This window comes from Tessaracoccus pujii (assembly GCF_055326215.1).
Genome location: NZ_JBUZNP010000014.1, coordinates 14,027 through 38,057 on the forward strand (window position 1 = coordinate 14,027; position 24,031 = coordinate 38,057).

At 67.4% G+C, this 24,031-nt stretch carries 25 protein-coding genes; 11 read left to right on the top strand and 14 right to left on the bottom strand.

Annotated elements, in window-relative coordinates; genetic code table 11:
* Positions 1 to 57: 57 nt before the first annotated feature.
* The gene (locus ACZK5N_RS13885; RefSeq protein ID WP_459017662.1) at positions 58 to 1,197 is read right to left on the bottom strand and encodes a sensor histidine kinase; all 1,140 of its coding nucleotides are present in this window, start codon (positions 1,195 to 1,197) and stop codon (positions 58 to 60) included.
* Positions 1,194 to 1,901: a response regulator transcription factor gene (locus ACZK5N_RS13890; RefSeq protein WP_078919647.1), complete on the bottom strand. Its 708-nt coding sequence runs from the start codon at positions 1,899 to 1,901 to the stop codon at positions 1,194 to 1,196. Before ACZK5N_RS13890 ends, ACZK5N_RS13885 begins: the two co-directional genes overlap by 4 nt.
* 124 nt (positions 1,902 to 2,025) lie before the next feature.
* Between ACZK5N_RS13890 and ACZK5N_RS13895 the strand changes: the two genes are divergently transcribed.
* From ACZK5N_RS13895 to ACZK5N_RS13905, 3 genes are read left to right on the top strand one after another with little or no spacing between them, the layout of a single operon-like run.
* Positions 2,026 to 2,328 (top strand): glutaredoxin, encoded by a 303-nt coding sequence (locus ACZK5N_RS13895; RefSeq protein ID WP_459017661.1) that lies wholly within the window; start codon positions 2,026 to 2,028, stop codon positions 2,326 to 2,328.
* On the top strand, positions 2,328 to 3,293 hold the full coding sequence (locus tag ACZK5N_RS13900; RefSeq protein WP_458993598.1) for a cytochrome c biogenesis CcdA family protein: 966 nt from the start codon (positions 2,328 to 2,330) through the stop codon (positions 3,291 to 3,293). The genes ACZK5N_RS13895 and ACZK5N_RS13900 overlap by 1 nt, the downstream gene beginning before the upstream one ends.
* Complete coding sequence (locus tag ACZK5N_RS13905; RefSeq protein ID WP_458993599.1) at positions 3,290 to 3,910, top strand: peroxiredoxin family protein; 621 nt, start codon at positions 3,290 to 3,292, stop codon at positions 3,908 to 3,910. Before ACZK5N_RS13900 ends, ACZK5N_RS13905 begins: the two co-directional genes overlap by 4 nt.
* A gap of 639 nt (positions 3,911 to 4,549) precedes the next feature.
* On the opposite strand, the gene ACZK5N_RS13910 is transcribed toward ACZK5N_RS13905, so the two are convergent.
* The 5 genes from ACZK5N_RS13910 to ACZK5N_RS13930 all read right to left on the bottom strand — a co-directional run bounded on the left by ACZK5N_RS13910 (position 4,550) and on the right by ACZK5N_RS13930 (position 9,360).
* Positions 4,550 to 5,269 carry a cytochrome c biogenesis CcdA family protein gene (locus ACZK5N_RS13910; RefSeq protein ID WP_459017660.1) on the bottom strand — a complete coding sequence of 240 codons (720 nt, stop codon included), beginning with the start codon at positions 5,267 to 5,269 and terminating at the stop codon, positions 4,550 to 4,552.
* Positions 5,270 to 5,298: 29 nt separating this feature from the next.
* A complete protein-coding gene (locus ACZK5N_RS13915) occupies positions 5,299 to 5,892 on the bottom strand; it encodes a TlpA family protein disulfide reductase (protein ID WP_073186929.1) in 594 nt (197 codons plus the stop codon).
* A gap of 140 nt (positions 5,893 to 6,032) precedes the next feature.
* Complete coding sequence (locus tag ACZK5N_RS13920; protein ID WP_459017659.1) at positions 6,033 to 6,953, bottom strand: cation diffusion facilitator family transporter; 921 nt, start codon at positions 6,951 to 6,953, stop codon at positions 6,033 to 6,035.
* Positions 6,950 to 8,950: a heavy metal translocating P-type ATPase gene (locus tag ACZK5N_RS13925; protein WP_459017658.1), complete on the bottom strand. Its 2,001-nt coding sequence runs from the start codon at positions 8,948 to 8,950 to the stop codon at positions 6,950 to 6,952. Before ACZK5N_RS13925 ends, ACZK5N_RS13920 begins: the two co-directional genes overlap by 4 nt.
* Positions 8,947 to 9,360, bottom strand: coding sequence for an ArsR/SmtB family transcription factor (locus ACZK5N_RS13930; protein ID WP_459017657.1), 414 nt, complete (start codon positions 9,358 to 9,360; stop codon positions 8,947 to 8,949). The genes ACZK5N_RS13925 and ACZK5N_RS13930 overlap by 4 nt, the downstream gene beginning before the upstream one ends.
* 194 nt (positions 9,361 to 9,554) lie before the next feature.
* On the opposite strand from ACZK5N_RS13930, the gene ACZK5N_RS13935 reads away from it, so the two are divergent.
* Positions 9,555 to 10,169 (top strand): CueP family metal-binding protein, encoded by a 615-nt coding sequence (locus ACZK5N_RS13935; RefSeq protein WP_182782063.1) that lies wholly within the window; start codon positions 9,555 to 9,557, stop codon positions 10,167 to 10,169.
* Between the two features lie 565 nt (positions 10,170 to 10,734).
* Here ACZK5N_RS13935 and ACZK5N_RS13940 read toward each other — a convergent pair.
* From ACZK5N_RS13940 to ACZK5N_RS13960, 5 genes are all read right to left on the bottom strand, one after another.
* The gene (locus tag ACZK5N_RS13940) at positions 10,735 to 11,868 is read right to left on the bottom strand and encodes a HAMP domain-containing sensor histidine kinase (protein ID WP_459017656.1); all 1,134 of its coding nucleotides are present in this window, start codon (positions 11,866 to 11,868) and stop codon (positions 10,735 to 10,737) included.
* Positions 11,865 to 12,584 (bottom strand): response regulator, encoded by a 720-nt coding sequence (locus ACZK5N_RS13945; RefSeq protein ID WP_459020435.1) that lies wholly within the window; start codon positions 12,582 to 12,584, stop codon positions 11,865 to 11,867. The genes ACZK5N_RS13940 and ACZK5N_RS13945 overlap by 4 nt, the downstream gene beginning before the upstream one ends.
* A gap of 2 nt (positions 12,585 to 12,586) precedes the next feature.
* Positions 12,587 to 13,153, bottom strand: a complete 567-nt coding sequence (locus ACZK5N_RS13950; RefSeq protein ID WP_459017655.1) for a hypothetical protein — start codon at positions 13,151 to 13,153, stop codon at positions 12,587 to 12,589.
* A gap of 164 nt (positions 13,154 to 13,317) precedes the next feature.
* Positions 13,318 to 13,578, bottom strand: coding sequence for an SHOCT domain-containing protein (locus ACZK5N_RS13955; protein WP_459017654.1), 261 nt, complete (start codon positions 13,576 to 13,578; stop codon positions 13,318 to 13,320).
* A 220-nt stretch (positions 13,579 to 13,798) separates the two neighbouring features.
* Entirely contained in the window at positions 13,799 to 14,977 is a 1,179-nt protein-coding gene (locus tag ACZK5N_RS13960; RefSeq protein WP_459017653.1) for a YVTN family beta-propeller repeat protein, read from the bottom strand.
* 774 nt (positions 14,978 to 15,751) lie between these two features.
* On the opposite strand from ACZK5N_RS13960, the gene ACZK5N_RS13965 reads away from it, so the two are divergent.
* The 7 genes from ACZK5N_RS13965 to ACZK5N_RS13995 all read left to right on the top strand — a co-directional run bounded on the left by ACZK5N_RS13965 (position 15,752) and on the right by ACZK5N_RS13995 (position 20,939).
* Positions 15,752 to 16,711, top strand: a complete 960-nt coding sequence (locus tag ACZK5N_RS13965; protein WP_459017650.1) for a hypothetical protein — start codon at positions 15,752 to 15,754, stop codon at positions 16,709 to 16,711.
* A gap of 66 nt (positions 16,712 to 16,777) precedes the next feature.
* The gene (arsD, locus tag ACZK5N_RS13970; RefSeq protein WP_182782071.1) at positions 16,778 to 17,155 is read left to right on the top strand and encodes an arsenite efflux transporter metallochaperone ArsD; all 378 of its coding nucleotides are present in this window, start codon (positions 16,778 to 16,780) and stop codon (positions 17,153 to 17,155) included.
* A 10-nt stretch (positions 17,156 to 17,165) separates the two neighbouring features.
* Complete coding sequence (gene arsA / locus ACZK5N_RS13975) at positions 17,166 to 18,917, top strand: arsenical pump-driving ATPase (RefSeq protein WP_459017649.1); 1,752 nt, start codon at positions 17,166 to 17,168, stop codon at positions 18,915 to 18,917.
* A gap of 67 nt (positions 18,918 to 18,984) precedes the next feature.
* A complete protein-coding gene (locus tag ACZK5N_RS13980; RefSeq protein ID WP_182782073.1) occupies positions 18,985 to 19,386 on the top strand; it encodes a YlbF family regulator in 402 nt (133 codons plus the stop codon).
* Between the two features lie 15 nt (positions 19,387 to 19,401).
* Positions 19,402 to 19,773, top strand: coding sequence for a YlbF family regulator (locus ACZK5N_RS13985; RefSeq protein ID WP_182799174.1), 372 nt, complete (start codon positions 19,402 to 19,404; stop codon positions 19,771 to 19,773).
* A gap of 282 nt (positions 19,774 to 20,055) precedes the next feature.
* Positions 20,056 to 20,601: an arsenate-mycothiol transferase ArsC gene (locus ACZK5N_RS13990; RefSeq protein ID WP_182782075.1), complete on the top strand. Its 546-nt coding sequence runs from the start codon at positions 20,056 to 20,058 to the stop codon at positions 20,599 to 20,601.
* Positions 20,598 to 20,939, top strand: a complete 342-nt coding sequence (locus ACZK5N_RS13995; RefSeq protein ID WP_459017648.1) for an ArsR/SmtB family transcription factor — start codon at positions 20,598 to 20,600, stop codon at positions 20,937 to 20,939. The genes ACZK5N_RS13990 and ACZK5N_RS13995 overlap by 4 nt, the downstream gene beginning before the upstream one ends.
* Before the next feature lie 618 nt (positions 20,940 to 21,557).
* Here ACZK5N_RS13995 and ACZK5N_RS14000 read toward each other — a convergent pair.
* On the bottom strand, positions 21,558 to 22,301 hold the full coding sequence (locus tag ACZK5N_RS14000) for an ATP-binding protein (RefSeq protein WP_459017647.1): 744 nt from the start codon (positions 22,299 to 22,301) through the stop codon (positions 21,558 to 21,560).
* Positions 22,298 to 23,863 (bottom strand): IS21 family transposase, encoded by a 1,566-nt coding sequence (istA, locus tag ACZK5N_RS14005; protein ID WP_459017646.1) that lies wholly within the window; start codon positions 23,861 to 23,863, stop codon positions 22,298 to 22,300. The genes ACZK5N_RS14000 and istA overlap by 4 nt, the downstream gene beginning before the upstream one ends.
* Positions 23,864 to 24,031 lie beyond the last annotated feature (168 nt).

Here is a 24,031-nt window from a genome sequence, read left to right on the forward strand (position 1 = left end):
CGCCGGTCCTAACGTCGAGGCTATGAACGATCAGCTCAAGAGCCAACCCGTGTAAGGTCAAGAATCGATCAAGACCCGCTCAGGTGCTGGCGCGGTGGGCAGGTGCAGGGTGAAGATCGAGCCGTGTCCGGGGCCGGGGCTGGCGGCTGTCAGTGAGCCGCCGTGAGCCAGGGCGAGGCTGCGGGCGATGGTCAGCCCGATCCCGGAACCGCCCGCATCGCGGGCCCGTGCCGTGTCAGCGCGGTAGAACCGGTCGAACACCTTGGCGATCTGGTCGGGGGTGAGGCCGTCACCGGTGTCGGTGACCGTGATCACCACCTCGTCCCTGGACTCGCGCGCGCTGAGGCGCACGATCCCCCCGATGGGGGTGTGCCGCAGCGCGTTGTCGAGGAGGTTGCCGAGGATCTGTCCCACCCGCTGCGGATCCGCTGCGACGGAGCCCGGGTCGGAGTCCGCGGACAAGACGACTCCCTTGGCCTGGTATCGGGTGGCGACGGTGGCGACGGCGGGCTCGATGAGGTCCCAGACCGGCTGGGTATGGGTGTCGAGGGTGAATCGGCCTTCCTCGGCGCGGGATACGTCGTCGAGGTCGGCGGCGATCTTCTTGAGCCGGGCGGCCTGGAGGGTGAGCAGCTGTTGGCTGTCGTGGTCCCAGGGGACCACGTCGTCGATGACGGCCTCCAGCTCAGCGGTCAGCGTGGCCAGGGGGGTGCGGAGCTCGTGTGCCACGTCGGAGAGAAGCCGCCGTCTGCTGGTCTCGGTGGAGTCCAGGCGGCTGGCCATGTCGTTGAACGCGTCGGCGACGGCCGTGAACTCGGGACTTGTTCCACTCTGGGGGACGCGGGCGGTGTAGTCGCCTGCCTCGAGCTGGGCGGCGGCTGCGGTCAGTTGTTCCAGTGGGCGGCGCAGCCGCCTGGTCTCGATCCAGGCCAGGCCGATAGCCAGCGTGAGTGCCACCACCAGTCCGATGCCCAGCGATCTGACGCCAGCGTCGAGGAACGCCTGCTCCACATGCCCCATCTCGGCAGTTCCGTCCGCGTGACCGAGTTGTTGCAGGTGTTCGTGGAACAGTGGGGGCCCGACCACCACAGCGACCAGGGCGGCGGTGATCACGCCGACTGCCACCACCAGGGCCTGGGTGAGGAAGGTGCGGGTGCCCCACCGCATCCGGCCCACGAGACCGCGCAGCCTGGTCATCGCCCTGGTCCCATCCGGTATCCGACGCCGCGGACGGTGAGGATGTAGCGCGGTTCCGCGGGCGGGTCGTCGAGCTTCTTGCGGAGATTTGCCACATGGACGTCGACGACGTGGTCGTCGCCGGCCCAGCCCGGGCCCCACACCGCGTCGATGATCTGCCGCCTGCTCAGCGCCACGTTGGGTCGGGCTGAGAGTGCGTCGAGGATGTCGAACTCGGTGCGGGTGAGCCCCACCTGCTGGTCGTCGACCCACACGTCGCGGCCCTCCGCGTCCACCCGCAGCCGCCCGAACTCGCGCGGCGCGGTCAGTTGTGCGACGTGGGTCTGGCGGCGCGGGCGTCTCAGCACGGTGTTGACGCGGGCGATGAGCTCGCGGGGGCTGAACGGTTTGGTCAGGTAGTCGTCGGCGCCCACCGACAAGCCGATCAGTTTGTCGACCTCGTCGGCCCGGGCGGTCAGCATCAGGATGTAGCAGTCGGAGAACAGCCGGATCTGGCGGCACACCTCGATGCCGTCGATGCCGGGTAGGCCCAGGTCAAGGATGATGACGTCGGGGTCCAGGTCTTGCGCCGAGGAGACGCCGTCCGGGCCGGTGTAGGCCAGGGCGGTGTCGAAGCCTGCCTTGTTGAGGTAGGAGGCGACGATCCCTGCCAGCGGGCGCTCGTCGTCGATCACCAACACACTCGACCTGCGGGGCTCAGCCATACAGCCATTATTGCCACACGCCCGCCCGCCACCCCACCCCCCTCACGGTGCTGGGGGAGTGTTCTTGGCCGAACCTTGACCCGGGCTGAACCGTTCCCTGATCTGGAGGGTTGAGGATGGGATCGTGAACGAGATTCCGGCGCCAGCACCGCCGACCGCACCGACCCAGGTGGTCAACGTCACCCTGGTGACCACCCCCGCCTGTCACTTCTGCGACGACGCCCATCAACGCCTCAACGCTCTGGACCGTGCAGGATTGTTGCGGCTGACGGCAGTGCCGGCGGAGTCACCGCAAGGTGAGGCGCTGATCGCCGAGCACCGCCCTGGGAGTTTCCCGCTGACCCTGGTGGCGGGCAGGTACTTCCACGCCGGCCGCATTCCGCGAGGCAAGCTGGCGCGGCTCGTCGACCGCCTCGGTGCCCGCTGATGGGTGCCGACTTGCTCAGCGCGGGAGGGGTCCTGGCGGCGTTCCTCGCCGGCGGCGTCGCGCTGTTCGCCCCGTGCTGCATCGTCTTCCTTGCTCCCAGCTATCTGGCTGCGGCGGCGAAGAACCGCCGTTGGCGCCTGATCCCGCTGACCTTCGTGTTCGCCGCCGGACTGTCGGCGGTCCTGGTCCCGATCACCATGGGGGTCAGCCTGATCGCCGGCGCCATTGCCAAGTACCACGTGGTTCTCTACTGGGCCGGCGGCCTGTTGATGATCGGACTCGGCCTGTTGGCGTTGTCGGGGGCGATGTGGTCGATGCCGTCGTTCCTCCGGGCGCCTGACACCGCACGCGGTGACACTGCCACCTTCTTCAGCCTCGGCGTGTTTTCCGGCATCGCCTCCAGTTGCTGCGCGCCGGTCCTGGCGGGCGTGATGACCCTGTCGGCGCTGTCCGGCTCGCCCGTCGGTGGGCTGGTGCTCGGTCTGGCCTACGTGTTCGGGATGGTGATCCCGCTGTTCGTGATGGCACTGCTGTGGGACAAGCGACCCGAGCGGATGCGCAGCCTCCGCGCCAAGCCCATCCGGATCAACCTGGGCCGCTTCACGCTGGCCACCAACACCGTCAACCTGCTGGTCGCCGTCGGGTTCGTGATCATGGGCATCCTCGTGATCGGCCAAGCCGGCGCCACCGAGATGACCGGCGCCGACGCCCCGCTGGTCGGCATGGGCGCCTGGCTCTCCGAGGTCTTCGCCTGGCTGATCGCGATCACCGCCCCTATCCCCGAGGCCGTCCTCGGACTGGCACTGCTCGCACTGGTGGCCGTGTTCGTCATCGCCACCCTTCGCGACCGCCGACACGCCAAGCCCACCGCCGCCGTCCATGACTGCTGCGACACCCAACTCGCACCGACCCCCGCGCCCGAAGGAGCCAGCACTCCGACGACACTCTCCCTGGAGCCACGATGACCCCCACGAACCCCGCACCCTCACGGCGCGAGCAACTCAAAGCCCGCCAGGAGGCCGAGACGCGCCGCGACACGAAGCGCCGCACCTGGAGCCGGATCATCGGCGGAGTAGTGACCCTGATCGTCGTCGTCGTCGTCGGTTACGGGCTGTGGTCCGCCATCCCCGAGCAGGGCGACACCCAGCGCCTCGCACCCGACTTCACCCTCACCACCACAGCCGGCACCAGCGTCACTCTCAGCGACCTGCGACCCAACCCGGTGCTGATCTATTTCAACGAAGGCGCCGGCTGCGCATCCTGCACCATGCAGATGGCCGAGATCGAGAAGGATCCCGGCTTCGCCGAGGCGGGCATCGAGGTTTTGCCAATCGTCATGAACAGCGCCGAGCAGATCCTGCCCGACATGCAGCAGTTCGGCGTCACCACCCCCTATCTCCTCGACGACGGGACCGTGTCGAAGGCGTACGACGTCCTCGACAAGGGCATGCACCCCGGGATGCCCGGCCACGGCTTCGTCCTCATCGACGGCGATGGCGTCCAACGCTGGAATGGCAACTACCCCTCCATGTGGCTCGACCCGAAGGAACTCCTCGACGAGGTCACCACGCGCCTCCAGTGATGCCTTGGGGGTCCACCGGATCAGCCCTGCGGGCGTGGTGCGCTCCAGTTTTCGCGAGCACCTCTACGTGAGTTCGCCCGCTGGCTGATCGAGAGGCAGCCGTTGGTGTCCCGATCAGGGCTCTATGCCTGGCCGGCATCAGCCTGGCAGTCCCAGCCCTGTGTGGCGGCGCAAGTGCCTGTAGGTGTCTAGCTGGGTTGACGGGCAAGTCGGTCCCCTTCCTGCCGTCAGGGCTGCGAGTTCCTAGTAGCAGGGCCCAGCGGTCGTCGGACGCGTCAGCGCACTGGTAGCACTTGAGGAACTCTTTCATTTGGGCGATTCCTTTTCCAGCGCTTCGATGAGGTCCGTGCAGACGCGATGTTCACCTCCTCCTGGCGGAGCTACGCGGGGTAAAATCGATCCCTGGGCCGAGGCAGCAAGCTGGAACATCGCTGGATTCGCGGTCTTCGGTGTGGTGGCCTGGTGGCTGGGGCGCCGTCTTCGCATCGCCACGGTCACCCCCTGACCACGGTGAGCACCGTCCTGGCCATGTGGGTTGGGGTATCACCAGCCCGTGGCTCCGGAGGTGAGCCGGCGCCCGAAGCATGGGATCGGAGGTGCTGGCCAACGTGATGAGGGTTTCCTTCGGGTGCCCCATGTTCACAGGATGGTCCCGAATGTTGAGGCCCACTGTCGCAGGTAGGCAACGAGGATGGCCCACAGGCCGGTGACCATGGATATCCCAACCACAATGAGCAGCCCACCACCGGCACGCTGCAGGGCGCGTTGGTGGCGCTTGAGCCACTCGAAATGGGGAGCGAATGTGGTGAACGAAGCCGCGAAGGCGAGGAAGGGCAGGCCAAGGCCGATTGCGTACCAGAAGGCCAGCAGCCCGCCACGGGCGGCCGAGCCCTCGTTGAGGGCGAGGGTGAGAACCACAGACAGGGTGGGGCCGATGCAAGGGGTCCAGCCGAGGCCGAAGGCTATCCCGAGTAGGGGGGAGGCGAGGGCTCCGGCGCGGGCGGTTTGCGGGCGTCGCTGCGCGGGCAGGGGGATCCAGCCGAGGAAGCCCAGCCCCATCAGGATGATCAGGATTCCGGCAGCGATCGTGATGATGCGCTCGTAGGTGAGTAGGACGGCTCCGAGGCCACCCAGGAGGGCCCCTGTGAGGACGAAAACGACGGCGAACCCGAGCACGAATCCCAGGGTTCCCAGGAGCAGGAGTCGTCGGTTGCCGGTTCCTTGAGTGATCTCGTGGGCCCCAAGACCAGAGGCAAACGACAGGTAGCCTGGGAGCAGGGGCAAGACGCAGGGCGAGGCGAAAGAGATGACACCGGCGAGCATGGCGACAGGGATCCCCAGGAGCAGTGACGATGACATCGCTTGGCTTACCCAGGACTCGAGAGGGATCATTCCGCCGCCGTGACGTCTTCGATGATGCCGACCAACGTCGAGGCGGTGGTCTCACCGAGTATCCGTGCAGCGACCCGCCCTTCAGAATCGATGACCAAAGTACTGGGGATAGCCTTGGGTGGAAGCTGCCCGAACTCGAGCAGGAGCGCACCGTCGGGGTCGTAGATGTTGGGGTAGGGGATGTCGAAGGCCCGAACGAACGCCTGCGCCGGGGCCGGGTTGAGGTCGCGGGTGTTTATGCCGATGAACTGCACCCCCGGCAGTTGGGCGGCCGCTTCGACGAGGGCGGGTGCTTCAGACCGGCAGGGGGCGCACCATGATCCCCAAACGTTGAGCACCAGGAGTTGGCCCGGGAAGTCTGCAGTGGTCAGCGGTGCACCGTCCAAGGTTTCCCCGGCCAGCTCTGGGGCCGATCGCCGCTGCTCGGCAGGGACAATGGTCACTGAACCGTCACCTCCTTGAAAACCTGCTGAGTCAAACACTCCCGCCTGGCCCGATCCACTTGAGCAACCGGTCAGGATCATCACGGTGAGGACCAAGGCGAGGTGACTCACCCACCGGGCTGAGGGGTGGCGCCCTGACTGTCTCATGTCTGACCTTCCTTGATTCTCGGCGGTGGATGGGCGCCCTCGGGGAGGTGTGCGATGCCCGATCCTACGTCCTTCCGCCGTGTTCACGGCGTCGACTGCCAGCCTTCGTCGGGGCCAACCGGATTCCCATGAGCGTTGTTTCAGTGGTGTGAGTGGCGTTCCAGTGCGCTATGGGAGGGGGCTTCGATCTGGAAGGTGGAGTGTTCGACGCTGACGTCGAAGTGTTCGGCGACGCAGGTTTGGAGGTCCCGAAGCTTCTGGGAGACGTGGCCCTGGGCGAAGCAGGTTTCTTCGACGACGACGTGGGCTGTGAGGACCGGTAGCCCGGTGGCGATGGTGGAGGCGTGCAGGTCGTGCACCCCGATCACGTGCGGGACCTGGAGGATGTGTCCGCGGACGTCGTCGAGGTTCAGGCCTCTGGGGGTGGATTCGAGCAGGATCCCCCCGGCTTCCTTGAGGATCGTGATCGCGCGGGGGACGATCAGGGCGGCGATCAGCATCCCGGCGATGGCGTCGATCCGGGTCCATCCGGTGAGCGAGATGACGATCGCGCTGATAATGACCGCCACGGATCCGAGGGCGTCGTTGACCACTTCGAGGAACGCGGCACGCATGTTGAGGTTCGCGGCGCGGCCCGCGCCCAGGACAAGCATGGCGACGATGTTGCCGACGAGTCCGACGATCCCGAACACCAGCAGCCCGCCAGCGGTGACCTCTGCCGGGTCGAAGAGCCGACGGACCCCTTCGATGAAAGCGTAGATCCCGACGGCGAGGAGGATCGCGGACTGGGCGCCGGCGGCCAGCACCTCCGCGCGACGGTATCCCCAGGTCCGCTCCGGTGTGGGCGGCCGCAGGGCCAGGGAGGCGGCGATCAGTGCCATCAGCAGGCCGGAGGCGTCAGTGAGCATATGCCCGGCGTCGACGAGGAGGGCGAGGCTGTTGGTCCACCATGCGCCGATGACCTCGGCGATCAGGATGGTGGCGGTGATCCCGAACGCGATCGCCAGCCTGGTCCGGTTGGTCCCCGGATTCGCGTGGGTGTGGTCGTGGGTGTCGCTCATGCTGGGACCATCGCGGGTTCTGACCGACGGATAGGTGCGGTGATCGGGGACAGGGCGGTGCTGCGTCCTGCCCGGATGCCGTTGCCGATCACGAATACCTCCGCGACTTCGTGGACGAGGACGACGGCTGCCAACCCGAGTACTCCGAAGAGCCCGACTGGGATGAGGATCGTGATGAGTGCGATCGAGAGGATCACGTTCTGGAGCATGATGCGACGGGTACGTCGGGCGTGGTCCAGCGCGTGGGGGAGCAGCCGTAGGTCGTCGCCCATCAGCGCCACGTCGGCGGTCTCGATGGCCACGTCGGTGCCCATCGCCCCCATCGCGATGCCGAGGTCGGCGGTGGCGAGCGCGGGGGCGTCGTTGACGCCGTCGCCGACCATCGCTGTCGAGTGGCCTTCCCGGCGGAGCCGCTCGATGATCGCGGACTTGTCCTCGGGGCGCAGGTCGGCGTACACCTCGCTGATCCCGGCCTCCCGTGCGATGGCGCGCGCGGTTGCGCCGTTGTCGCCGGTGAGCATGACGATGGTGTAGCCGTCCGCGCGGAGTTGCGCGATGACTTCGGGGGCTTCTGGGCGTAGTTCGTCGCGGACGGCGATCGCTCCTACGGGGATGCCGTCGACTTCCACGATGACTGCGGTGGCGCCGGCGTCCTGCATGCGGGTCACGTGCGCGGTCAGTGGGCCGGGGTCGATCCAACCGGGGCGTCCCAGCCGGAGGCTGCGCCCGTCCATGCGGCCGGTGAGCCCGGATCCGACCTCGGCGGTCACCTCATCGGCTGCGCGCACGTCGTCGGCGGCTGCCAGGATTGCGCGGGCGAGCGGGTGTTCGCTTCGCGCCTCGAGCGCGGCGGCCAGGCCGAGTACTTCGGCTGGGCAGTAGCCGTCGGCGGGTGCGACGTCGGCGACGGCCGGCTGGTTGCGGGTCAGGGTGCCGGTCTTGTCCAGGGCGATGGTGCGGACCTTGCCGAGGCTCTCCAGTGCGGCGCCCCCCTTGATCAGGATCCCGCGACGGCTGGCCGCGCCGATGGACGCCACCGCGGTCACGGGAACGGAGATCGCCAGCGCACACGGGGAGGCGGCCACCACCATCACCAGGGCCCGCTGCAGCCACACCGCCGGTTCCCCGAGCAGGAAGCCCGCCATGACGGTCAGGGTGGCGGCGATCAGGATGCCCGGCACCAGGGGCGTGGCGATCCGGTCGGCCAGCCGCTGCGTGTCGCCCTTCCGGGACTGCTCGGCCTCCACGATGTGCACGATCCGGGCAAGAGAGTTGTCCCTGGCCGCGGCCGTGACCTCGACCTCGAGGACGCCGGAGCCGTTGACGGAACCGGCGAACACGGGGTCCCCTGGGCCCACCTCGACGGGCATCGATTCGCCGGTGATGGCGGAGGTGTCCACCGCCGTCCTGCCGGCCCGGATGTCACCGTCGGTGGCCACCCGCTCGCCCGGCTTCACGATCATCAGATCCCCGACCACCAGATCGTCGGGGCTCAGCACCACATCCCGACCGTTGCGCCTGATCGTCGCCTCACGCGGAACCAGACCCAGCAGCGCCCGCAACCCGCGTCTGGTCTTGGCCAGCGAGTAGTCCTCCAAACCTTCGGCCAGGGAGAACAGGAAGGCCAGCATCGCCGCCTCCTCGATCTGCCCCAGAGCAGTTGCGCCGACTGCGCCGATGGTCATCAGGAGCCCGACCCCGACCTTGCCGCGCGCCAGCCTCTTCAACGCTCCGGGCACGAACGTCGACGCCCCCACCAGAAGCGCCGCGACGCTCAACACCAGCTCGGCAACCTCCCAGCCCAGCAGTCCGGAGACGAAGCCGGCCAGCAGCAGCACCCCAGAGGCCAGCCCGAACTGGATGTCGCGGACCTGCCACAGATGCTCCACCGCGTCGTCATCATCACTGCTGGCGCCTGCGGGTGCCTCGCAGCCGCACGCGCTCTCGGTGTTTGCGGTGTTCCCGTGTTCGCGTCCGCTGATCGCTGGCCTGTTCATCGCTGGGCCTCCGCCCCGTGGGCCTTCAACAGATCGGGGGAGGGGTTCGTGGTGGTGCCGACCCCATAGTTCGGACACAGCGCCACAGCCTGCCCGCTCGACTCAAGCAGGCGCTCCGCAGCCGCCAAGACGGCCAGCAACTCCGGGGCGCCCACCAGCGAGAAGACCGACGCGCGACCCTCCGGCCGCGACGACACGAGGCCGCACTCGCGCAGACACGCCAGGTGGGCGCTCACCGTCGACTGCGCCAACCCGAGATGGGCTGTCAGATCACGCACCCGATGCTCGCCCAACGTCAAGTGTTGCAGGATCGCCAGCCGCGAAGGATCGGACAAGCCGTGGAAGAAGGCAGCGGCCACCGACAGATCCCCGACCGCGGATCCATCCTTAACCGTCGTTGTTATCGTCATGTGACGATGATACCAGACGAGGATCGTGTCACTTTCGCCCGCCTCGTGATCTTCTTGATCTGATCTTGACTAAGCGTGTGACTGGCGCATTCAGCGATTGCGGCATTCTGGTTGGACGACCTGTCCGAAACCGTGCCGCGCTCAGTCGCGGAGACCTCGACTTCCTTGAAGACACATAGCTCCTGGAGACACCCATGCGCCGCCATCATCTGACCATTCGTATCGCTGTGCCGCTCGCCGCCGTCTTGGCGCTGTCGGCTTGCTCAACCCCGGAGGTTGCCGAGACCCCGCGAGATTCCGTGTCGACGGCGGCGCCGAGCGTCGCGGCGGGGGACGCGGGGGCGTTGCTTGCGGCGCACGGGTTGGTGGGGAAGAGCGGCGCCGAGGTCGTGGAGGCGCTCGACCGGCTCGACGCTCAGCGCCCGCTGCCGCTGGCCGCGTCGGTGCGCTACGACGAGGTACTGCTCAGCGACGGCACCATCGAGGCCTCGATGCCCCTCGACGGTGATGAGTTCTACCTGTCGATCGCGCCGTACGAGACCACCACTCATGAGTGCTACTTCCACAACCTCGGCACCTGCCGAGGGGAATTGGCTGAGGCGGACGTGAAGGTGACGATCACCACCGATTCAGGTGAGGTGCTCGTCGACGAGGACGCGACCACCTACGCCAACGGCTTCGTCGGTTTCTGGATCCCCAAGGACCTCGCGGGCGTCGTCGTCGTCACCAAGGACGGGAAGCGCGCCGAGAGCCGCTTCTCCTCCGACGCTGAGGGCCCCACCTGCCTGACCACCTTGCAGCTTCTATAGTCCTGGGGGTGAGCCCGCCGTGGACGCGCCTGGGGCCATCCCTGACCGTTGGTGAGGTGGTGACAGTGAGGGTTGGTTTCATCGCTCGTCGCGTCCTGATGCGGCGTTGCGGGCCTCGAGTCAGCGGGATCCCCGCCCGGGCTGTGGTCTCCTTCATGTCGGTGCCGGTCGATCCGGCCGATAAGACCACTGTCCCGCGACAATGTAGATCCGTTCAACTATCCCCTCCGCTTTTGATCAAGAAGTCTGAGGGCCTGGGTCCCACGATTCAGAGTGGGGCTTGGGCAGGCGATCGGCGGCGAAATCCTGGTGCTTGGCTCAGCGCTCGTCGGTGTCTTGTCGCATCTGGTGAGGAAGTGCTCGCCGCGTGCGGGGTAGGTGCGTGGACTCGGGTGAGCCTACTCTTCACCAGGGCCAACTCCCGGACGGGCCTGGCCTGAGCTTTCTGGTCGTAGCCACCTGTATCCCAAGCCAGAAGCAGGCGCCTCCTGTCCCTCCACCATGCTGAGCCACTCCACGGGTGGATCAAGGCTCAGGGAGTTGGTGTTGCTAGTTCCGCCTGCCTTCAGTGGCGGGTTCGCCGGGAACCGCTGGCAGGGAGGGTGATCGTGAATCGGGCGCCGGTGCCGGGGCCGGCGCTGTCGGCGGTGAGGGTCCCGTGGTGGGCCTCGACGATGGCGCGGGCGATGGTCAGCCCGAGGCCGCTGCCGGGGCTGTCGGCAGCTTTCGCGAAGCGGCGGAAGATCTGCCCTGTTTCGGCGGGGGTGAGGCCGAGGCCGTTGTCGGTCACCGTGATGACCGCCGAGTCCCCGGACGGGCTGGGCCGACCGGCGATGGTGACGGTGCCGCCGGCCGGGGTGCAGCGGAGCGCGTTGTCGAGCAGGCTGCCGAGGACTTCCTGGATTCGTTCGGGGTCGACCAGCACGCGAGGGGTGCTGTCAGCGAGTGAGGCGTCGATCCGGACGCCGGCGGACCGGTAGCGCTCCGAATGCGCGGCAACGGCCGCGTGGATCATGGTGGGGACAGGAACGGGTTCGGCGCTGAGGAGCAGTTGACGTTCCTCGGCGCGGGAGACCACCTCGAGGTCGGCGACCAGGCGTCGGAGCCGCGCGCTCTGGGCGGCAAGGGTGTCCCAGGTTTGGTGATCGGCGGGCAGTACATCGTCTCGGACGGCCTCGATGGTGGCTTCGATGGAGGCGATGGGGGTGCGGAGCTGGTGGGCCAGGTCGGCGGTGAGTGCGCGGCGGGTGGTCTCGGTGGCCTGGAGTCGCTCGGCCAGCTCGTTGACCGACGCGGCGAGGGTGGCGAACTCGGGGCCCATGCGGGGATCGAGCACCCGGGCGTCCAGGTCTCCGTGCGCCAGTCGACGGCTGGTGTCTGCGGCATCCCGCACGGGAGCGGCGAGCCGGCGGGCCACGACCCAGCTGATGGTGGCGGCCGTGAACGCTGCGGCGGCGACGCCGATCCCCACGGCCACGAGGACGGCGTCCTGGATCGCCATCAGGATGTGTTGCAGGGCCTCCGAGTCGGCGGCGACGCCCGCCCTGTCCAGGTGGAGCTGGAACACCGACGGGGTGACGAGGAGCACTACGACGAGCACGGTGCCGGCGCCGGCCAGGATGACGAGCAGGTTGTTGAGCAGGAGCCGGGGGGCCAGGGCGAGTCGTGCCAGTCGCGGATCCTTTCGGTGGGCGGTCATCCCGGGCCCATCCGGTAGCCGACCCCGCGGATGGTCAGGACGTAGCGGGCGTCGCGGGGGTCGTCGCCGAGCTTGCGACGGAGGTGGCCGACGTGGATGTCGACGAGGTGCTCGTCGCTCGCGGCGGAGCCCGTCGTGTCGTTCCAGACGCGGTCGAGCAACTGTTGTCGGGTGAACACGATGCGGGGACTCCCGCTCAAGGCCTCGAGCAGGTCGTACTCCGTGCGCGTCAACGCCACCAGTGAGCCCGCGACGCGCGCTTCGCGCGCCGGAACGTCCACTGTCAGGTCCCCGAAGACACGTGCCTCAGGGGCTTCCTGTGCCGTGGTGTCGGCTGGGGTGCGTGGCCGCCGGAGCAGCGTTCTGACCCGCGCCACCAGTGCGCGGGCCGAGAAGGGTTTGGTGACGTAGTCGTCGGCTCCCACCGCAAGCCCGATGAGCATGTCCACCTCGTCGGCGCGCGCAGTCAACATCAGGACGTAGCAGCTGCTGAACGTCCGCAGCTGCCGGCATACCTCGACGCCGTCGATGCCGGGCAGTCCCAGGTCGAGCACAACCACGTCAGGCTCTGACTCCCGCGCCATTGCCAGCGCCGTCTCGCCGTCGCCGGCGGTGCGCACGGAGAACCCCTCCTTGGTCAGGTAGCCCTCCACCACCCTGACCAGGCTGGGTTCGTCGTCAACCACCAGGATGCTCGGCTGCTTGGCAGAACCCACGCTCAAGCGTCCTCCTCCCCGACGAACCGGCCGTGCCACGTGTGGTACCAGACCGCCCCAGTGGTGGCGTTGACCGACAGCATGCCCACCGTCGTACCGCCCGAGGCGGTGTCGAGGGTGTAGTACCCCGGATACTCCATGGCCATCCCTGCCGCCGTCTCACCGGCGGCATTGGTCTGCAGCCAGCCGTCGGCGATCGCAACGGCCTCATCAGCGGACATGGCCGCGGTCCGGCTGCCGGTGTTCCACATCATGGCCGGCCCGTACTCGGTGGACACCGCACCGGTGGCCGGGTCCACGAGCACCTCGGTGGTGGCCTCACCGGAGGCGTCCCTCAACTCGACGTAGAAGTTGGTGGTGAACTGCATCACCTCGCCCGGTATGAGCCCACTGACCGCCGCAGCCTGCGTCGCGCGAGCCCTTGCCTGGGTGATGGTGTCGACCCGGACGCCGTCGCCGGCCAGCCACACCCCGCCGCCCATCATGGAGCCGCTCATCATGGAGCCGCCCCCGGCGCCCATCATTCCGCCCGACGGTCCGACCCACCCGCGACCGTTGGCTCCCATCATCGGACCATGCCCGTTCCAGTTCGGCGCGACACCGGCAGCGCCAGGGTAAGGGCGAGCACCTCCCCAAGCGGCCAAGACCACCGAGGCTATGAACAGCACGCTCGCGACCACCAACACCAGCCACGCCAGCCAGCGTGGGCCGGCCTGAGTCAGGCCCCGCCCAGTCATCGGCGTTCACCCCGGGCCGAGGCCAGCGCAGCCCGCTGCACCTGATACGTCTCGACGTCAACCTCGCCGCGGGCGAACCGACGATCCAGGATCTCCTCCGGTGTCTCCGGCCCGGGCTGCATGCCGCCACCGTTGGGGCGCGTCGGCAAGAGCCTGGTCACCGCCCACACCACCAGACCAATCAGCACCGCCCACAGCAGCACCATGCCGACCATGCCGCCCCACCCCATACCGCCAAAACCGCCGTAACCCATCATGTCTATCCTCCTGGACCGAGTGGGTGGTCCCGTGACCACCCGATGCAACAAGCTTGACCGTCACGTGTAAGGATCCTCGCGCCTGCGGAGTAAAGATTCCCTCTACATCCATCCATGCATCGGTTCCACCCCCAATGTCGGATGTGGAACTGCGGGCCGAGAAGCGGCTGCCATTTCGAGGACCGCCCCGTCGATCAGGATGGAGGGTCGCCCAGCCGGGTCAGTGCTCCGCGTGGCCGCCCTCGGCTCCGGTGGCGTAGTCGGGGACGGTGACGCTGGTAGTGGCGGGCCCGGGCGTAGGCGATTGAGGGCTGTAGCTGATGCCGTTTGGCTTGTCGCCCACAGACACAGTCGAGACGGTCTGGTTGGTCGACAGGTCGATCACGGAGACCGTGTCGTCATAGAGGTTGGTCACCCAGGCCCGCTGCCCGGTCGGTTCGACAACCACCCCGTGCGGGCCAGCCCCCGCGGCGATGGTGTCCTCGATGGTCATGGAGGCCGAGTCGATCACGGACACGGTACTGCCAGGGGCGCCCTCGGTTCCCTGGTCGGCCGACAGCAAGCGGGTCCCGTCCGCGGTCAGGTACAGCTGGACCGGCGGCGACGGAACCGACACCGATCCCGTGACCTTCTGCTCCACCAGGTCGACCTTCACCACAGAACTGGACCCGACCAGGCTCACGTAGGCGTACCGCCCGTCCGGTGCGACAGCGACCTGCGGAGGGGAGTCCCCGACCGGGATCGTCGCGGTGACTTCATAGGTGTCAGTGTCGACCACGTCGACAGTGCCCGCTGTGGTGTTGGCCACGACCACCGCCGCACCGTCCGGGGTGGGACGCAGGCCGTGCGGCCCGGCACTGAGGTCAACGGTGGCCCGGAGCTCCAGCGACTCGGCGTCGTAGACGCTCAGCGTGTCATCCCCCGAGTTGGTGACAAGGACCTGCTCACCATCAGGACTAACGACCACATGCGCAGGGCTCACACCGGTCGGAGCGGTCCCCAACAGCTCATACGTCGCGGCATCCAGCGCCACCACAGCGTTGGCGTGACCACTGACAGCCCAGACCGTGCCACCATCAGGGCTCACCTGAACATTGTGAGGACTCTCGATCCCGCTCACCGTGGTCACCACGACACCGGTGTCCGCGTCGATGGCCGACAAGGAATCACCGTCCTCGTTGGCAACCCACACCGTGCCCCGGATCGCCATCGGCTCCTGAGGTCCGGTGCCTCCCTCACCGGCAGCGCCCTCGTCGCTCTGCGTAGCGGCGGCACTGCTCAACGGCGCAGCCGAACCAGCAGCCGGTGCATCCTGCCCACAGGCAGTCAGCGTCAAGGCGGCCATCACAAGAACGGTGAGGAACAGGGGGCGGCGCAGACCGCCATGGCGAACGAACACGGATTTCTCCTAAGAACATGTAGAAATGTAGGACCACTATGACGCCCCAGTCGTCTGCCTTCGATGCTCATCCGGTCAAGGTTCCGTCAAGGACACATCGCCTACCCGGGGAAGTCGGGGAAGTCCCGCGAAGCATTGGTTCTCGCGCTGGGCGGTGGCAAGCCGCTCCACCTCTGACGCCGCAGATCGACCCGCGTATTACATCGGATCACCCAGAGAATCCGGTGAGCGTCGGCTGCCGACGGCGACAGCAGCTCGTCTCCTGCGACGACGTGCCGCTGCCGCCGCGCGAGTGGAGTCACGACCGCCGCGGCCTGAGTTCCGCGCGTGGTGTGAACCTGCCGACCTCTGAAACCACGATCTGCAGCTGATGGCCCAGTGTGGCCACGCAGGTCGCTGGACCCCAGGACGGTCACAGTCACACCCAGGCCGGTTGGCGCGTCGGGGTTCGCGCCCCACTCCCTGCGGGCGGCATTCGTCACGTAGGCCGGGAAACGTGACGCCACCTCACCGCAAGATCGCCGCCAGACCCGCCTGGGTTCCATCGGCATCAACACCCGAGGACGCCTGGGAGGAACACACCGCCACCCAACTCCCTGATGTGCAAGGTCGTGCCCTGCGGTGCTCAAGCCGTCGAATGTCAACCCGGGTCGGGCTCCGAGGCTCGGCCACGGACACTCGCCGACCTCACTCTCATGCTTGATATGTGGGTGATCTTCTGATTGACCGGCGCCTCTGTGGTGGGGGTGTCAGGATCGGGTGGAGGTGCCCTCAATGTCGCTGTTGCCGTGTTTGCTCCCTGCTGCTGATCGGGTGACGGGGGCGCCGCCGGGCAGCTTCGGTGACCCGTTGCTGGATGCCTATCTGGAGTTCCTGGTGGCTCGGGTGCGCCCGAACTCTGTGCTTGCTGCCTGGTATGACCTGAAGGTCTTCTTCGGCGTCGTGGGGAAGCCGGTGGTTGCGGTGACCCCGGCGGACGTGTTCGGGAGAGGAGAGTTGCTGGCCGATCCGATCCCCGACACCGTCGCCGCCTTACTCGCCGCCGCCGGCGGCACCATCAGTATGGCGACCATCGCACCGGAACTCCCGGGCGCCATGGATGCGATTCAGGTGTTGCTCGCCAACGGCTGCCTTCCGGCCATCGGTCATACCGCCGCCAGCTACAACATCACCAAGGCCGCCATCGAGGTGGGCGCTACAGGGGTCACCCACATCTTCAGCGCGATGTCACCGCTGGGCCACCGCGACCCTGGGCCGATCCTGGCGTTCCTGGACGACTCGCGGACCACGGTCGAGTTGATCTTCGATGGCATCCACGTGAGTCCCGCACTGGCGGCCTACCCGATGCGCCTGCTGCCGAACCGGGTCGTCCTGATCACCGATGCCATGGCGGCCGCCGGGGCCCCGGACGGCGATTACCAGCTGGGCGCTCTGCCGGTCGAGGTCAGCGATCGGGTGGCTCGACTGACCGGACTCGACACCATCGCCGGCAGCACCCTCACCCTCGACAGGGCGGTACGCAACGCCGTCGCCTACGGAATCCCGCTTGCCCAAGCGGTCCGCAGCGCCACCATCCTTCCCGCCGAGTACCCTCAACCTCCACAACGTCGGAAGAGTCGCAGCAGGAGCCAGAGCCGACCTGGTCGCCCTCGACGACGACGCGAACGTCACCAGGGTCATGTACGGCGGAACCTGGCAGTAGCGCCCACCGGCATGGCACCCCCGCCAGATTGACTTCCATCGATTCGACTAGGCTAGAGTTCACATCGACGGTCTTCGATGTGTCTTCGAGAGGAAATCATGGTCAATATCCGAGTTTTCGAGCCAGCGTTGTGCTGCAACACCGGGGTGTGTGGTGAGGACGTGGACCAGGCGTTGGTGAACTTCTCCGCCGACCTGGACTACGTGAAGCAACAGGGCGTCGACATCACCCGGCACAACCTGGCCAACGACCCGACGGCGTTCGTGGAGAGCCCAGCGGTGATGAGCTTCCTTCAGGCGGCCGGATCGGAGGGGCTTCCCCTGGTCCTGGTTGACGACGTGACCGTGCTGACCGGCAGTTACCCCACGCGTGAGATGCTCGCCCGCTACGCGGGCCTTGGCACACCCACTCTTCGTCCGCGTTTCAGCTTGGCCACCGTGGGTGGCGGCTCCTGCTGCGGCGGCGGCGGTTGCTGAGGCTGTGGACATGAAATTCCTCAGCAGTCCCACGCGCTTCCTCTTCTTCACCGGCAAGGGCGGCGTGGGCAAGACCTCGATCGCGTGCGCCTCGGCGGTGCAGCTCGCCGAAGCCGGACGTCGCGTGCTTCTGGTGAGCACCGACCCGGCGTCCAACGTCGGTCAGGTTTTCGGCCAGACGATCGGCAACACCATCACGGCAGTGACGTCGGTCCCCGGCCTGGACGCCCTGGAGATCGACCCCGAACAGGCCGCCGCCGACTACCGTGAGCGAATCATCGGCCCCGTTCGAGCCTTCCTGCCCGCACGTGAGATCGCCGAGATGACCGAACAGCTGTCCGGATCATGCACCACCGAGATCGCATCGTTCAACGAGTTCACCGGACTGCTGGCCGACCCGACGCTGGTCGCCGACTACGACCACGTCCTGTTCGACACCGCCCCCACCGGTCACACCATCCGGCTCCTGAAGCTGCCCGGCGACTGGACCGGCTTCCTCGACACAGGCAAGGGTGACGCCTCCTGCCTGGGCCCCCTGTCCGGACTGGAGAAGCAACGCACCCTCTACGGCGGAGCGGTGACGGCACTGGCCGATCCTTCGGTCACCCGCCTGGTGCTGGTCGCCAGGGCGCAGGCCTCCAGCCTTGCCGAGCTCGCCCGGACCGCCGAGGAACTGAGCGAGACCGGCATCAAGCCCAGCAACGTGGTGATCAACGGGGTGCTCCCCGATACCGCTGGAGCCGACGACAGCCTGGTCGTCGCCATCCGGGAACGGGAGCAGGCCGCCGTCGCCGACATGCCGGCCTCGTTGGCGGGGGTCCCTCGCGATGTCATCGAACTCAAGCCCGACAACATGGTCGGCCTCGCCGCGCTCCGGTCATTGTTCGACGGCTCAACGACGCTTCCGATGGACTCAGTCAGCTACTTGCGTGAGGACATCGCCCCCTCGTTGAACGACATGGTCGACGACCTTGCCGCCCCCGGGCATGGGCTCATCATGTGCATGGGCAAGGGCGGCGTCGGGAAGACCACCATCGCCGCGGCGGTCGCCACCCGCCTCGCCGAGTTGGGCCACGAGGTCCACCTCACCACCACCGATCCTGCCGGGCGCCTGGCACACACCATGGGGGAAGGTGACGCGCTACCCACCCTCACCATGTCGCAGGTCAATCCCGCTCAGGCAGTCCAGGAGTACCGCGATCACGTCATGGCCACCAAGGGCAAAGACCTTGATGAGGCTGGCCGGGCCCTCTTGGCCGAGGACCTGCTGTCCCCCTGCACCGAGGAGGTCGCGGTCTTCAAGCAGTTCTCCCGACTGGTCAACCAAGCGCGTCGCACGTTCGTCGTGATGGACACCGCGCCCACCGGCCACACCCTGCTGCTCATGGACGCCGCCGGCTCCTATCACCGCGAGATCGCCCGCAACATGCCCGAAGGCGCCCACTACGCCACCCCCATGATGCGACTCCAGGACCCCGACTACACCAGGATCCTGCTCGTCACGCTGCCGGAGACCACGCCCGTCCTCGAGGCGGGCATCCTCGAGGACGACCTGAAGCGGGCCGGCATCCAGCCCTGGGCCTGGGTGATCAACCAGTCGCTTGCCGCCGCCACCACCACATCACCCCTGCTCCGTCACCGGGCAATCCAGGAACAAGGACCTGTCGACTCCGTACGGGCCCGCGCCAAGCGGCTCGCCATCGTCCCCCTGCTGCACGAGGAACCCATCGGACCCAAGCGGCTCGCCCGCCTGGCCTCCTAGGAAACCACGGCGCACGGCCCAGTCTTCGACCGCATCACACCGACCCACCACGAGGAGCCCTGACCACATGCTGAATCCAACCCTCCAGGCGCCGGCTGACGCCGAAGCCGAGGTGCACGCCGCCGCTAGAGCGTTCGGTGCGGCGCTGAAGTCCAGCAACGAGTTCACCGCCCTGCTGGCCGCCGACGAGGCCGTCTCCACCGACGCCGAGGCGAACGCCGCAATTGCCGCGTTCGAACAACTCCAGCAGGAGTTTCGGGCGGAGATCACGGTGGGAGTCCTGACCGACGCCCACCGCGCGGACCTGGAGCGCAGCCAGGAAGCGATGCTCAGCGTCCCGACGGTTGCCGCCTACGCGGCGGCCATGTCAGCGTTCCAGGATGTGTGTCGCGACACGGCATCCGTCGTGACCGCTGAGGTCGGCATCGACTTTGCCGCCAACAGCCGCTCCGGCGGCTGCTGCGGCTGACAGGAGAAGGCAATCATGCTGACCCCCGATCTCCACGACGCTGCCCTGACGTTCGGCCGCGCACTCCGCCAAGCCCCCGCCGTAGCCGCCTACCGGGCCGCAACCGACGCCTTGGCCGACGACCTTGAGGCGCAACAGACCATGATGGCCCTCCGTGGCCCGCAGGCCAGTCTCGTACGGACGCAACAGGCCGGACTGCCACCGAGCCAGGAACAGGTCAACCAGCTGCGCCGCAGCCAGGAGAAGGTCCGGGCCAACGAGGTCATCATGAACCACCTGCGGGCCACCAACGCCGTCAAGGCCTACCTGCCCACGGTGGCTCGTGAGGTGAGTGGTGCACTCGGCGCGGACTACCCGAGCCTGATCGCACCAGCCTCCGGCTGCTGAACTCGCCAACCGCTGCCCTCGTGGTTCACGAACGGCCATGTCGTCGAGGGCGAGGAGCGGCGCCGCAAGGGTGTCCACGCCAACGCGGCGATGTGGACGGACCCGACCCTGAAGAACACCTGCCTGATCGGCCCTGTGGGGGGAAGCGTCAGCTTCTACGACACCAGCGTGACACTGAAGCCGGCCTAGAAGGCTGTCCCAGGGCTGCGGGCATTCTTTGGTCGGTTGCGAATGGGGGTATGGTTCGTATCGATAGCCGTCGATGTGCAAGGGGAGGACCTGATGGATCTCGCGGCCGCTGACACGTCGGTGAAGCCTTCCCCCATTGAGCGGGCTAGGCCTACCGTCCTCTTCGTGTGCGTCCACAACGCCGGCAAATCGCAGATCGCCGCCGCAATCATGCGGCAGGGCGCAGGTGAGCGCGTCAACGTCAGATCAGCAGGAACTGCACCGGACGCGCAGGTGCACGACCTGTCCGCGTCTGCGGTCGCGGAACTCGGCGCGGACATGTCCGACCAGGTTCCGACCCGGCTCGAACCAGAGATGCTGACCGACGCAGACCGCATCATCGTGCTTGGAAGCGAGGCCCGTGTGGAGGCCGTCGAGGGCATGCGCGCAACGATCGACACCTGGGTCATCCCGGACCCCGCAGATCAGGGTATCGAGGGGCTAGATCGCGTCCGGCTGATGCGAGACGACATCGCGGAGCGGGTCCACGACCTCCTTGATGAGATGGGCATGACCGGAGGGAACCCGCTCCAGGGCCAGGTGGCGAACTCCTCCAGCCGCAACGAACCAGCACGCAGTACGAGAAAGCTCTCGACATGATCCGTACCCTGCCCCTCCTCGAGTGCGCTCCCGCCAGCAATGACGCACTCATGTCGGCTACCGACGCGGAGCGGCTGGCCGCCGTGCTCAAAGTGCTCGCAGATCCAGTCAGGCTCAGGTTGCTCCGATTGGTTGCAGACTCCCCAGACACCACGGCCTGCGCCTGCCACCTGCCCGACGCACTCGGCATCTCTCAGCCAACCCTGTCCCACCACCTCAAGAAGCTGGTCGAATCCGGACTTCTCGAACGAGACCAGCGTGGCCGCTGGGTGCACTACCAACTCCGCGCAGGAGCGCTCGGGCCTATAGCGGAGTTCGTGTCGAGCTGCGAGCAATGAGCAAGCCCGCCGTCTCCAGTCACCTTCTTGGCCCGAATGGGAGCCGACGGGTGGCTTGATCGATCAGGAAGGGCTGATCAGCGGCAGGGAAGCTGACGCAAACCATCGGCCCGGCAATTTCGGGAGGCGTCCCTCCTGATGGGCGAGGACTCGGCGGCGGCTCGGGCCGGCCAGCCGGTCGGGTCCGGATACTGCCGACCTGTTCGCATGCTCGGGCACGGGGAGTTAGATGTTTCATGAGCCCCACGGCTGCTGATCCTCTGCGCGGACTCCCCGCGCGGCCTCATCCTGTCCGTCGCGAGCGTGTTCATGGCATCCGCACATCTGATGACTGTCGCCCCCGCAGCGACGCGAGAGCCCCCGCCTGCGGCAGCCAGGGTTCATGCCTCGGCAGCCGGGGCAGGATCACTGGTCCTGCTTCTCCTGAAGCAGGCTGAGCCTCTCGAGATACCCCTCGCGCGGGATGTAGCCATCGGCGAGACTGTCAGCCAGTGAGTATTTGACCGTGTGAGCGCCGTTGGTTATCGCGCTTGAGCGCCACTGGATATTGGGGTCGAGCGCCGGGGGTAGTGCCGGTGAGCGCCACCGGGGGTCGTGGTGGCGCTCACCGGCTCTGGGTTATGCGGTGGCGGTGTGTTCGCGCATGTTGGTGCCGCCGGTTTCGATCCAGATGGTGTTGTGGACGATGCGGTCCATGATCGCATCGGCGTGGACTCCGGAGCCGAGGCGCTGGTGCCAGTCTTTCTTCGCGTACTGGGTGCAGAACACGGTGGAGACTGCGTCGTAGCGGCGTTCAAGCAGTTCCAGGAGCATGCTGCGGGTGCTGTCGTCGGGCGGGTCGAGGAGCCATTCGTCGATCACGAGCAGCGTGAACGCGGCGTATTTGCGGAGGAACTTCTCCTTCCCGGCGGGCCGGTCCCTGGCCGCAGCCCAGGCCTCTTCGAGGTCGGGCATGCGTATGTAGTGCGCCCGATACCGGTGCTGGCAGGCCTGTTTCGCCAGCGCGGAGCCGAGGTAGGACTTCCCGGATCCGGTGAAGCCTTGGAACACGACGTTCTGCTGTCTGGTGATGAAGGTGCAGGTGCCCAGTTGGGCAATCACCCCGCGGTCGAGGCCACGCTGTTCGACCAGGTCGAGGCGGCGGAAGTCCGCGTTCGGGTAACGCAGCCCCGCCCGGCGGATCAGGCCTTCGACCTTGCCGTGGGTGAACGTGGCGTGGGCGTCGTCGACGGCCAGCTTGATGCGTTCTTCGAACACCATCCCGAGGGTGAGGGTGTCGTCCTGGGTTTCCAGGGCGTCGACCAGGCAGGTGGCGCCGATCTCGCGGAGCTTGCGTTTGGTCTCGGTATCGATCCGGGTCATCGTGCGCCTCCGTAGTAGTCGGCCCCACGCACGTACCCGACCGGCCCACCGCCGCCGTTCTCCGGTTCGATCCCCGGCCCTCGGCTGCGGGTGTGGTCCTGGTTGGTTTCCAGGATCGGCCTCAGATGGGCGTAGCGGGGCGAGCGGACCCTGGACGCCAAGGCGATCTGGCAGGCTGCTTCGAGGCGTTCAGTCGAGTAGCGGCGAGTGAGCCGCAGGACCGCCAGCGCGGCATCGAGGCCCTGCTCATCGACCGGGACGGACTCGAAGATCCGGTTGACCACGGTCAGCGTGTTCTCCCCGACCCGGCCCGCCCACTGGCGGACCCTGGCCGCGTCCCATTGCCGGTAGCGCGGCCCCTCGGGCAGATCGGCGTCGTGGGTGCGGTACTGGTTGAACACGCCTGGTGGTGCGAGCAGGTGGCTGGTCAGCCGCGTGTGACCGGTGAACACCTCGAGCATCGTGTCGGTGACCCGCAGATCGACACTGCGACCAATATGCGAATACGGCACGGAGTAGAAGTTCTTCTCCCACACGACATGCCCATTCTTCTGGACTCGTCGCCCGTAGACCCAGCGGCTGATCTCGAACGCGACCGCGGGCAGCGGCCGCAGCAGCGGCTTCTCCTCCGCTTCGAACACACTCAGCCGGGAGCCTTGGCGTTTCTGGAAGGGTTCACGGTTGTAGGCCTCCACCCGCTGGTAGATCGCGGCGCGCAGCTCGGGCAGCGTGGCGAAGCGGCGGTCCCGGAGCCCGGCGATCACCCACGTCGCGACATGCGCGACGGTGTTTTCGACGCTGGCCTTGTCCTTGGGTTTCCGGACCCTGCCGGGTAGCACCGCAGCCGAGTAGTGCGCAGCCAACTCCCGGTAGGCGTCGTTGAGGACCACCTCACCCTCGGCGGGGTGTTTGATCACGCCGGTCTTCAGGTTGTCTGGAACGATCCGCGGGACGGAGCCGCCGAACCAGTCGAACATCGCCACATGCGCCCGCAGCCACGTGTCCTGCCGCATATCCAGGGCCGGCTCGACGAACGCGTAGCGGGAGAACGGCAACGTGGCCACGAACAAGTAGACGCGCTGCTGCTGCCCGGTCACCGGATCGGTCAGCTGCATCGTCGGCCCGGACCAGTCGACCTCGATGCTCTGCCCGGCCTTGTGACCGATCCGCGACGCGGCCCCGCTGACCAGGACATGCTGCTGATAGTTCTTGCAGAACCGGTCATAGCCCATCGCCGTCGACCCCTCGACGCGGCATCGGTCGACGTACTCGCCATGGAGCAGCTTCAACGTCACCCCGACCCGGGCGAGCTCGCGATGCACCGACGGCCAGTCCGGCTGCGCATGGACGCTCTCATGCTCCCCGCGGCCCGGGAACAGACGGGCATACACCTGCGCCTCGTCCAGGTCGGCGACGTCGTCCCAGCCGACGTCCTCCCGCTCGGCGGCCTCGATGACCGCGGTCACGCTATGGCGTGACATGCCCTGCGCGGCGATCTGCCTGCCCGAGAACCCCTCCTCGCGGAGCCGAAGCACCAGCTTCGCTTTGATCTTGCGTACCATCCCAATCACTCCTTCTGCCGCGTGATAGGCCACACGGCAGGAGGAGCCTACGAACCCCGCACCCGGCGCTCACCGACACGAACCGGTGGCGCTCAACCCCACGAACCCGCACGGCGACGGATGGCGCTCAACCGCAATACCGCTGGCGCTCAGAAGACCGAATACTCA

What these genes read in the sequence shown, in the direction of transcription:
- ACZK5N_RS13955 (WP_459017654.1), bottom strand. Translation starts at nt 13,578, where the DNA reads ATGATGGGTTACGGCGGTTTTGGCGGTATGGGGTGGGGCGGCATGGTC.
- ACZK5N_RS13965 (WP_459017650.1), top strand. Translation starts at nt 15,752, where the DNA reads ATGTCGCTGTTGCCGTGTTTGCTCCCTGCTGCTGATCGGGTGACGGGG.
- ACZK5N_RS13995 (WP_459017648.1), top strand. Translation starts at nt 20,598, where the DNA reads ATGATCCGTACCCTGCCCCTCCTCGAGTGCGCTCCCGCCAGCAATGAC.
- ACZK5N_RS14000 (WP_459017647.1), bottom strand. Translation starts at nt 22,301, where the DNA reads ATGACCCGGATCGATACCGAGACCAAACGCAAGCTCCGCGAGATCGGC.
- ACZK5N_RS13930 (WP_459017657.1), bottom strand. Translation starts at nt 9,360, where the DNA reads ATGACGATAACAACGACGGTTAAGGATGGATCCGCGGTCGGGGATCTG.
- ACZK5N_RS13990 (WP_182782075.1), top strand. Translation starts at nt 20,056, where the DNA reads ATGGATCTCGCGGCCGCTGACACGTCGGTGAAGCCTTCCCCCATTGAG.
- ACZK5N_RS13885 (WP_459017662.1), bottom strand. Translation starts at nt 1,197, where the DNA reads ATGACCAGGCTGCGCGGTCTCGTGGGCCGGATGCGGTGGGGCACCCGC.
- ACZK5N_RS13910 (WP_459017660.1), bottom strand. Translation starts at nt 5,269, where the DNA reads ATGTCATCGTCACTGCTCCTGGGGATCCCTGTCGCCATGCTCGCCGGT.
- ACZK5N_RS13950 (WP_459017655.1), bottom strand. Translation starts at nt 13,153, where the DNA reads ATGATGGGAGCCAACGGTCGCGGGTGGGTCGGACCGTCGGGCGGAATG.
- ACZK5N_RS13890 (WP_078919647.1), bottom strand. Translation starts at nt 1,901, where the DNA reads ATGGCTGAGCCCCGCAGGTCGAGTGTGTTGGTGATCGACGACGAGCGC.
- ACZK5N_RS13925 (WP_459017658.1), bottom strand. Translation starts at nt 8,950, where the DNA reads ATGAACAGGCCAGCGATCAGCGGACGCGAACACGGGAACACCGCAAAC.
- arsA (WP_459017649.1), top strand. Translation starts at nt 17,166, where the DNA reads ATGAAATTCCTCAGCAGTCCCACGCGCTTCCTCTTCTTCACCGGCAAG.
- ACZK5N_RS13940 (WP_459017656.1), bottom strand. Translation starts at nt 11,868, where the DNA reads ATGACCGCCCACCGAAAGGATCCGCGACTGGCACGACTCGCCCTGGCC.
- ACZK5N_RS13905 (WP_458993599.1), top strand. Translation starts at nt 3,290, where the DNA reads ATGACCCCCACGAACCCCGCACCCTCACGGCGCGAGCAACTCAAAGCC.
- ACZK5N_RS13900 (WP_458993598.1), top strand. Translation starts at nt 2,328, where the DNA reads ATGGGTGCCGACTTGCTCAGCGCGGGAGGGGTCCTGGCGGCGTTCCTC.
- ACZK5N_RS13915 (WP_073186929.1), bottom strand. Translation starts at nt 5,892, where the DNA reads ATGAGACAGTCAGGGCGCCACCCCTCAGCCCGGTGGGTGAGTCACCTC.
- ACZK5N_RS13935 (WP_182782063.1), top strand. Translation starts at nt 9,555, where the DNA reads ATGCGCCGCCATCATCTGACCATTCGTATCGCTGTGCCGCTCGCCGCC.
- ACZK5N_RS13985 (WP_182799174.1), top strand. Translation starts at nt 19,402, where the DNA reads ATGCTGACCCCCGATCTCCACGACGCTGCCCTGACGTTCGGCCGCGCA.
- ACZK5N_RS13980 (WP_182782073.1), top strand. Translation starts at nt 18,985, where the DNA reads ATGCTGAATCCAACCCTCCAGGCGCCGGCTGACGCCGAAGCCGAGGTG.
- ACZK5N_RS13920 (WP_459017659.1), bottom strand. Translation starts at nt 6,953, where the DNA reads ATGAGCGACACCCACGACCACACCCACGCGAATCCGGGGACCAACCGG.
- arsD (WP_182782071.1), top strand. Translation starts at nt 16,778, where the DNA reads ATGGTCAATATCCGAGTTTTCGAGCCAGCGTTGTGCTGCAACACCGGG.
- istA (WP_459017646.1), bottom strand. Translation starts at nt 23,863, where the DNA reads ATGGTACGCAAGATCAAAGCGAAGCTGGTGCTTCGGCTCCGCGAGGAG.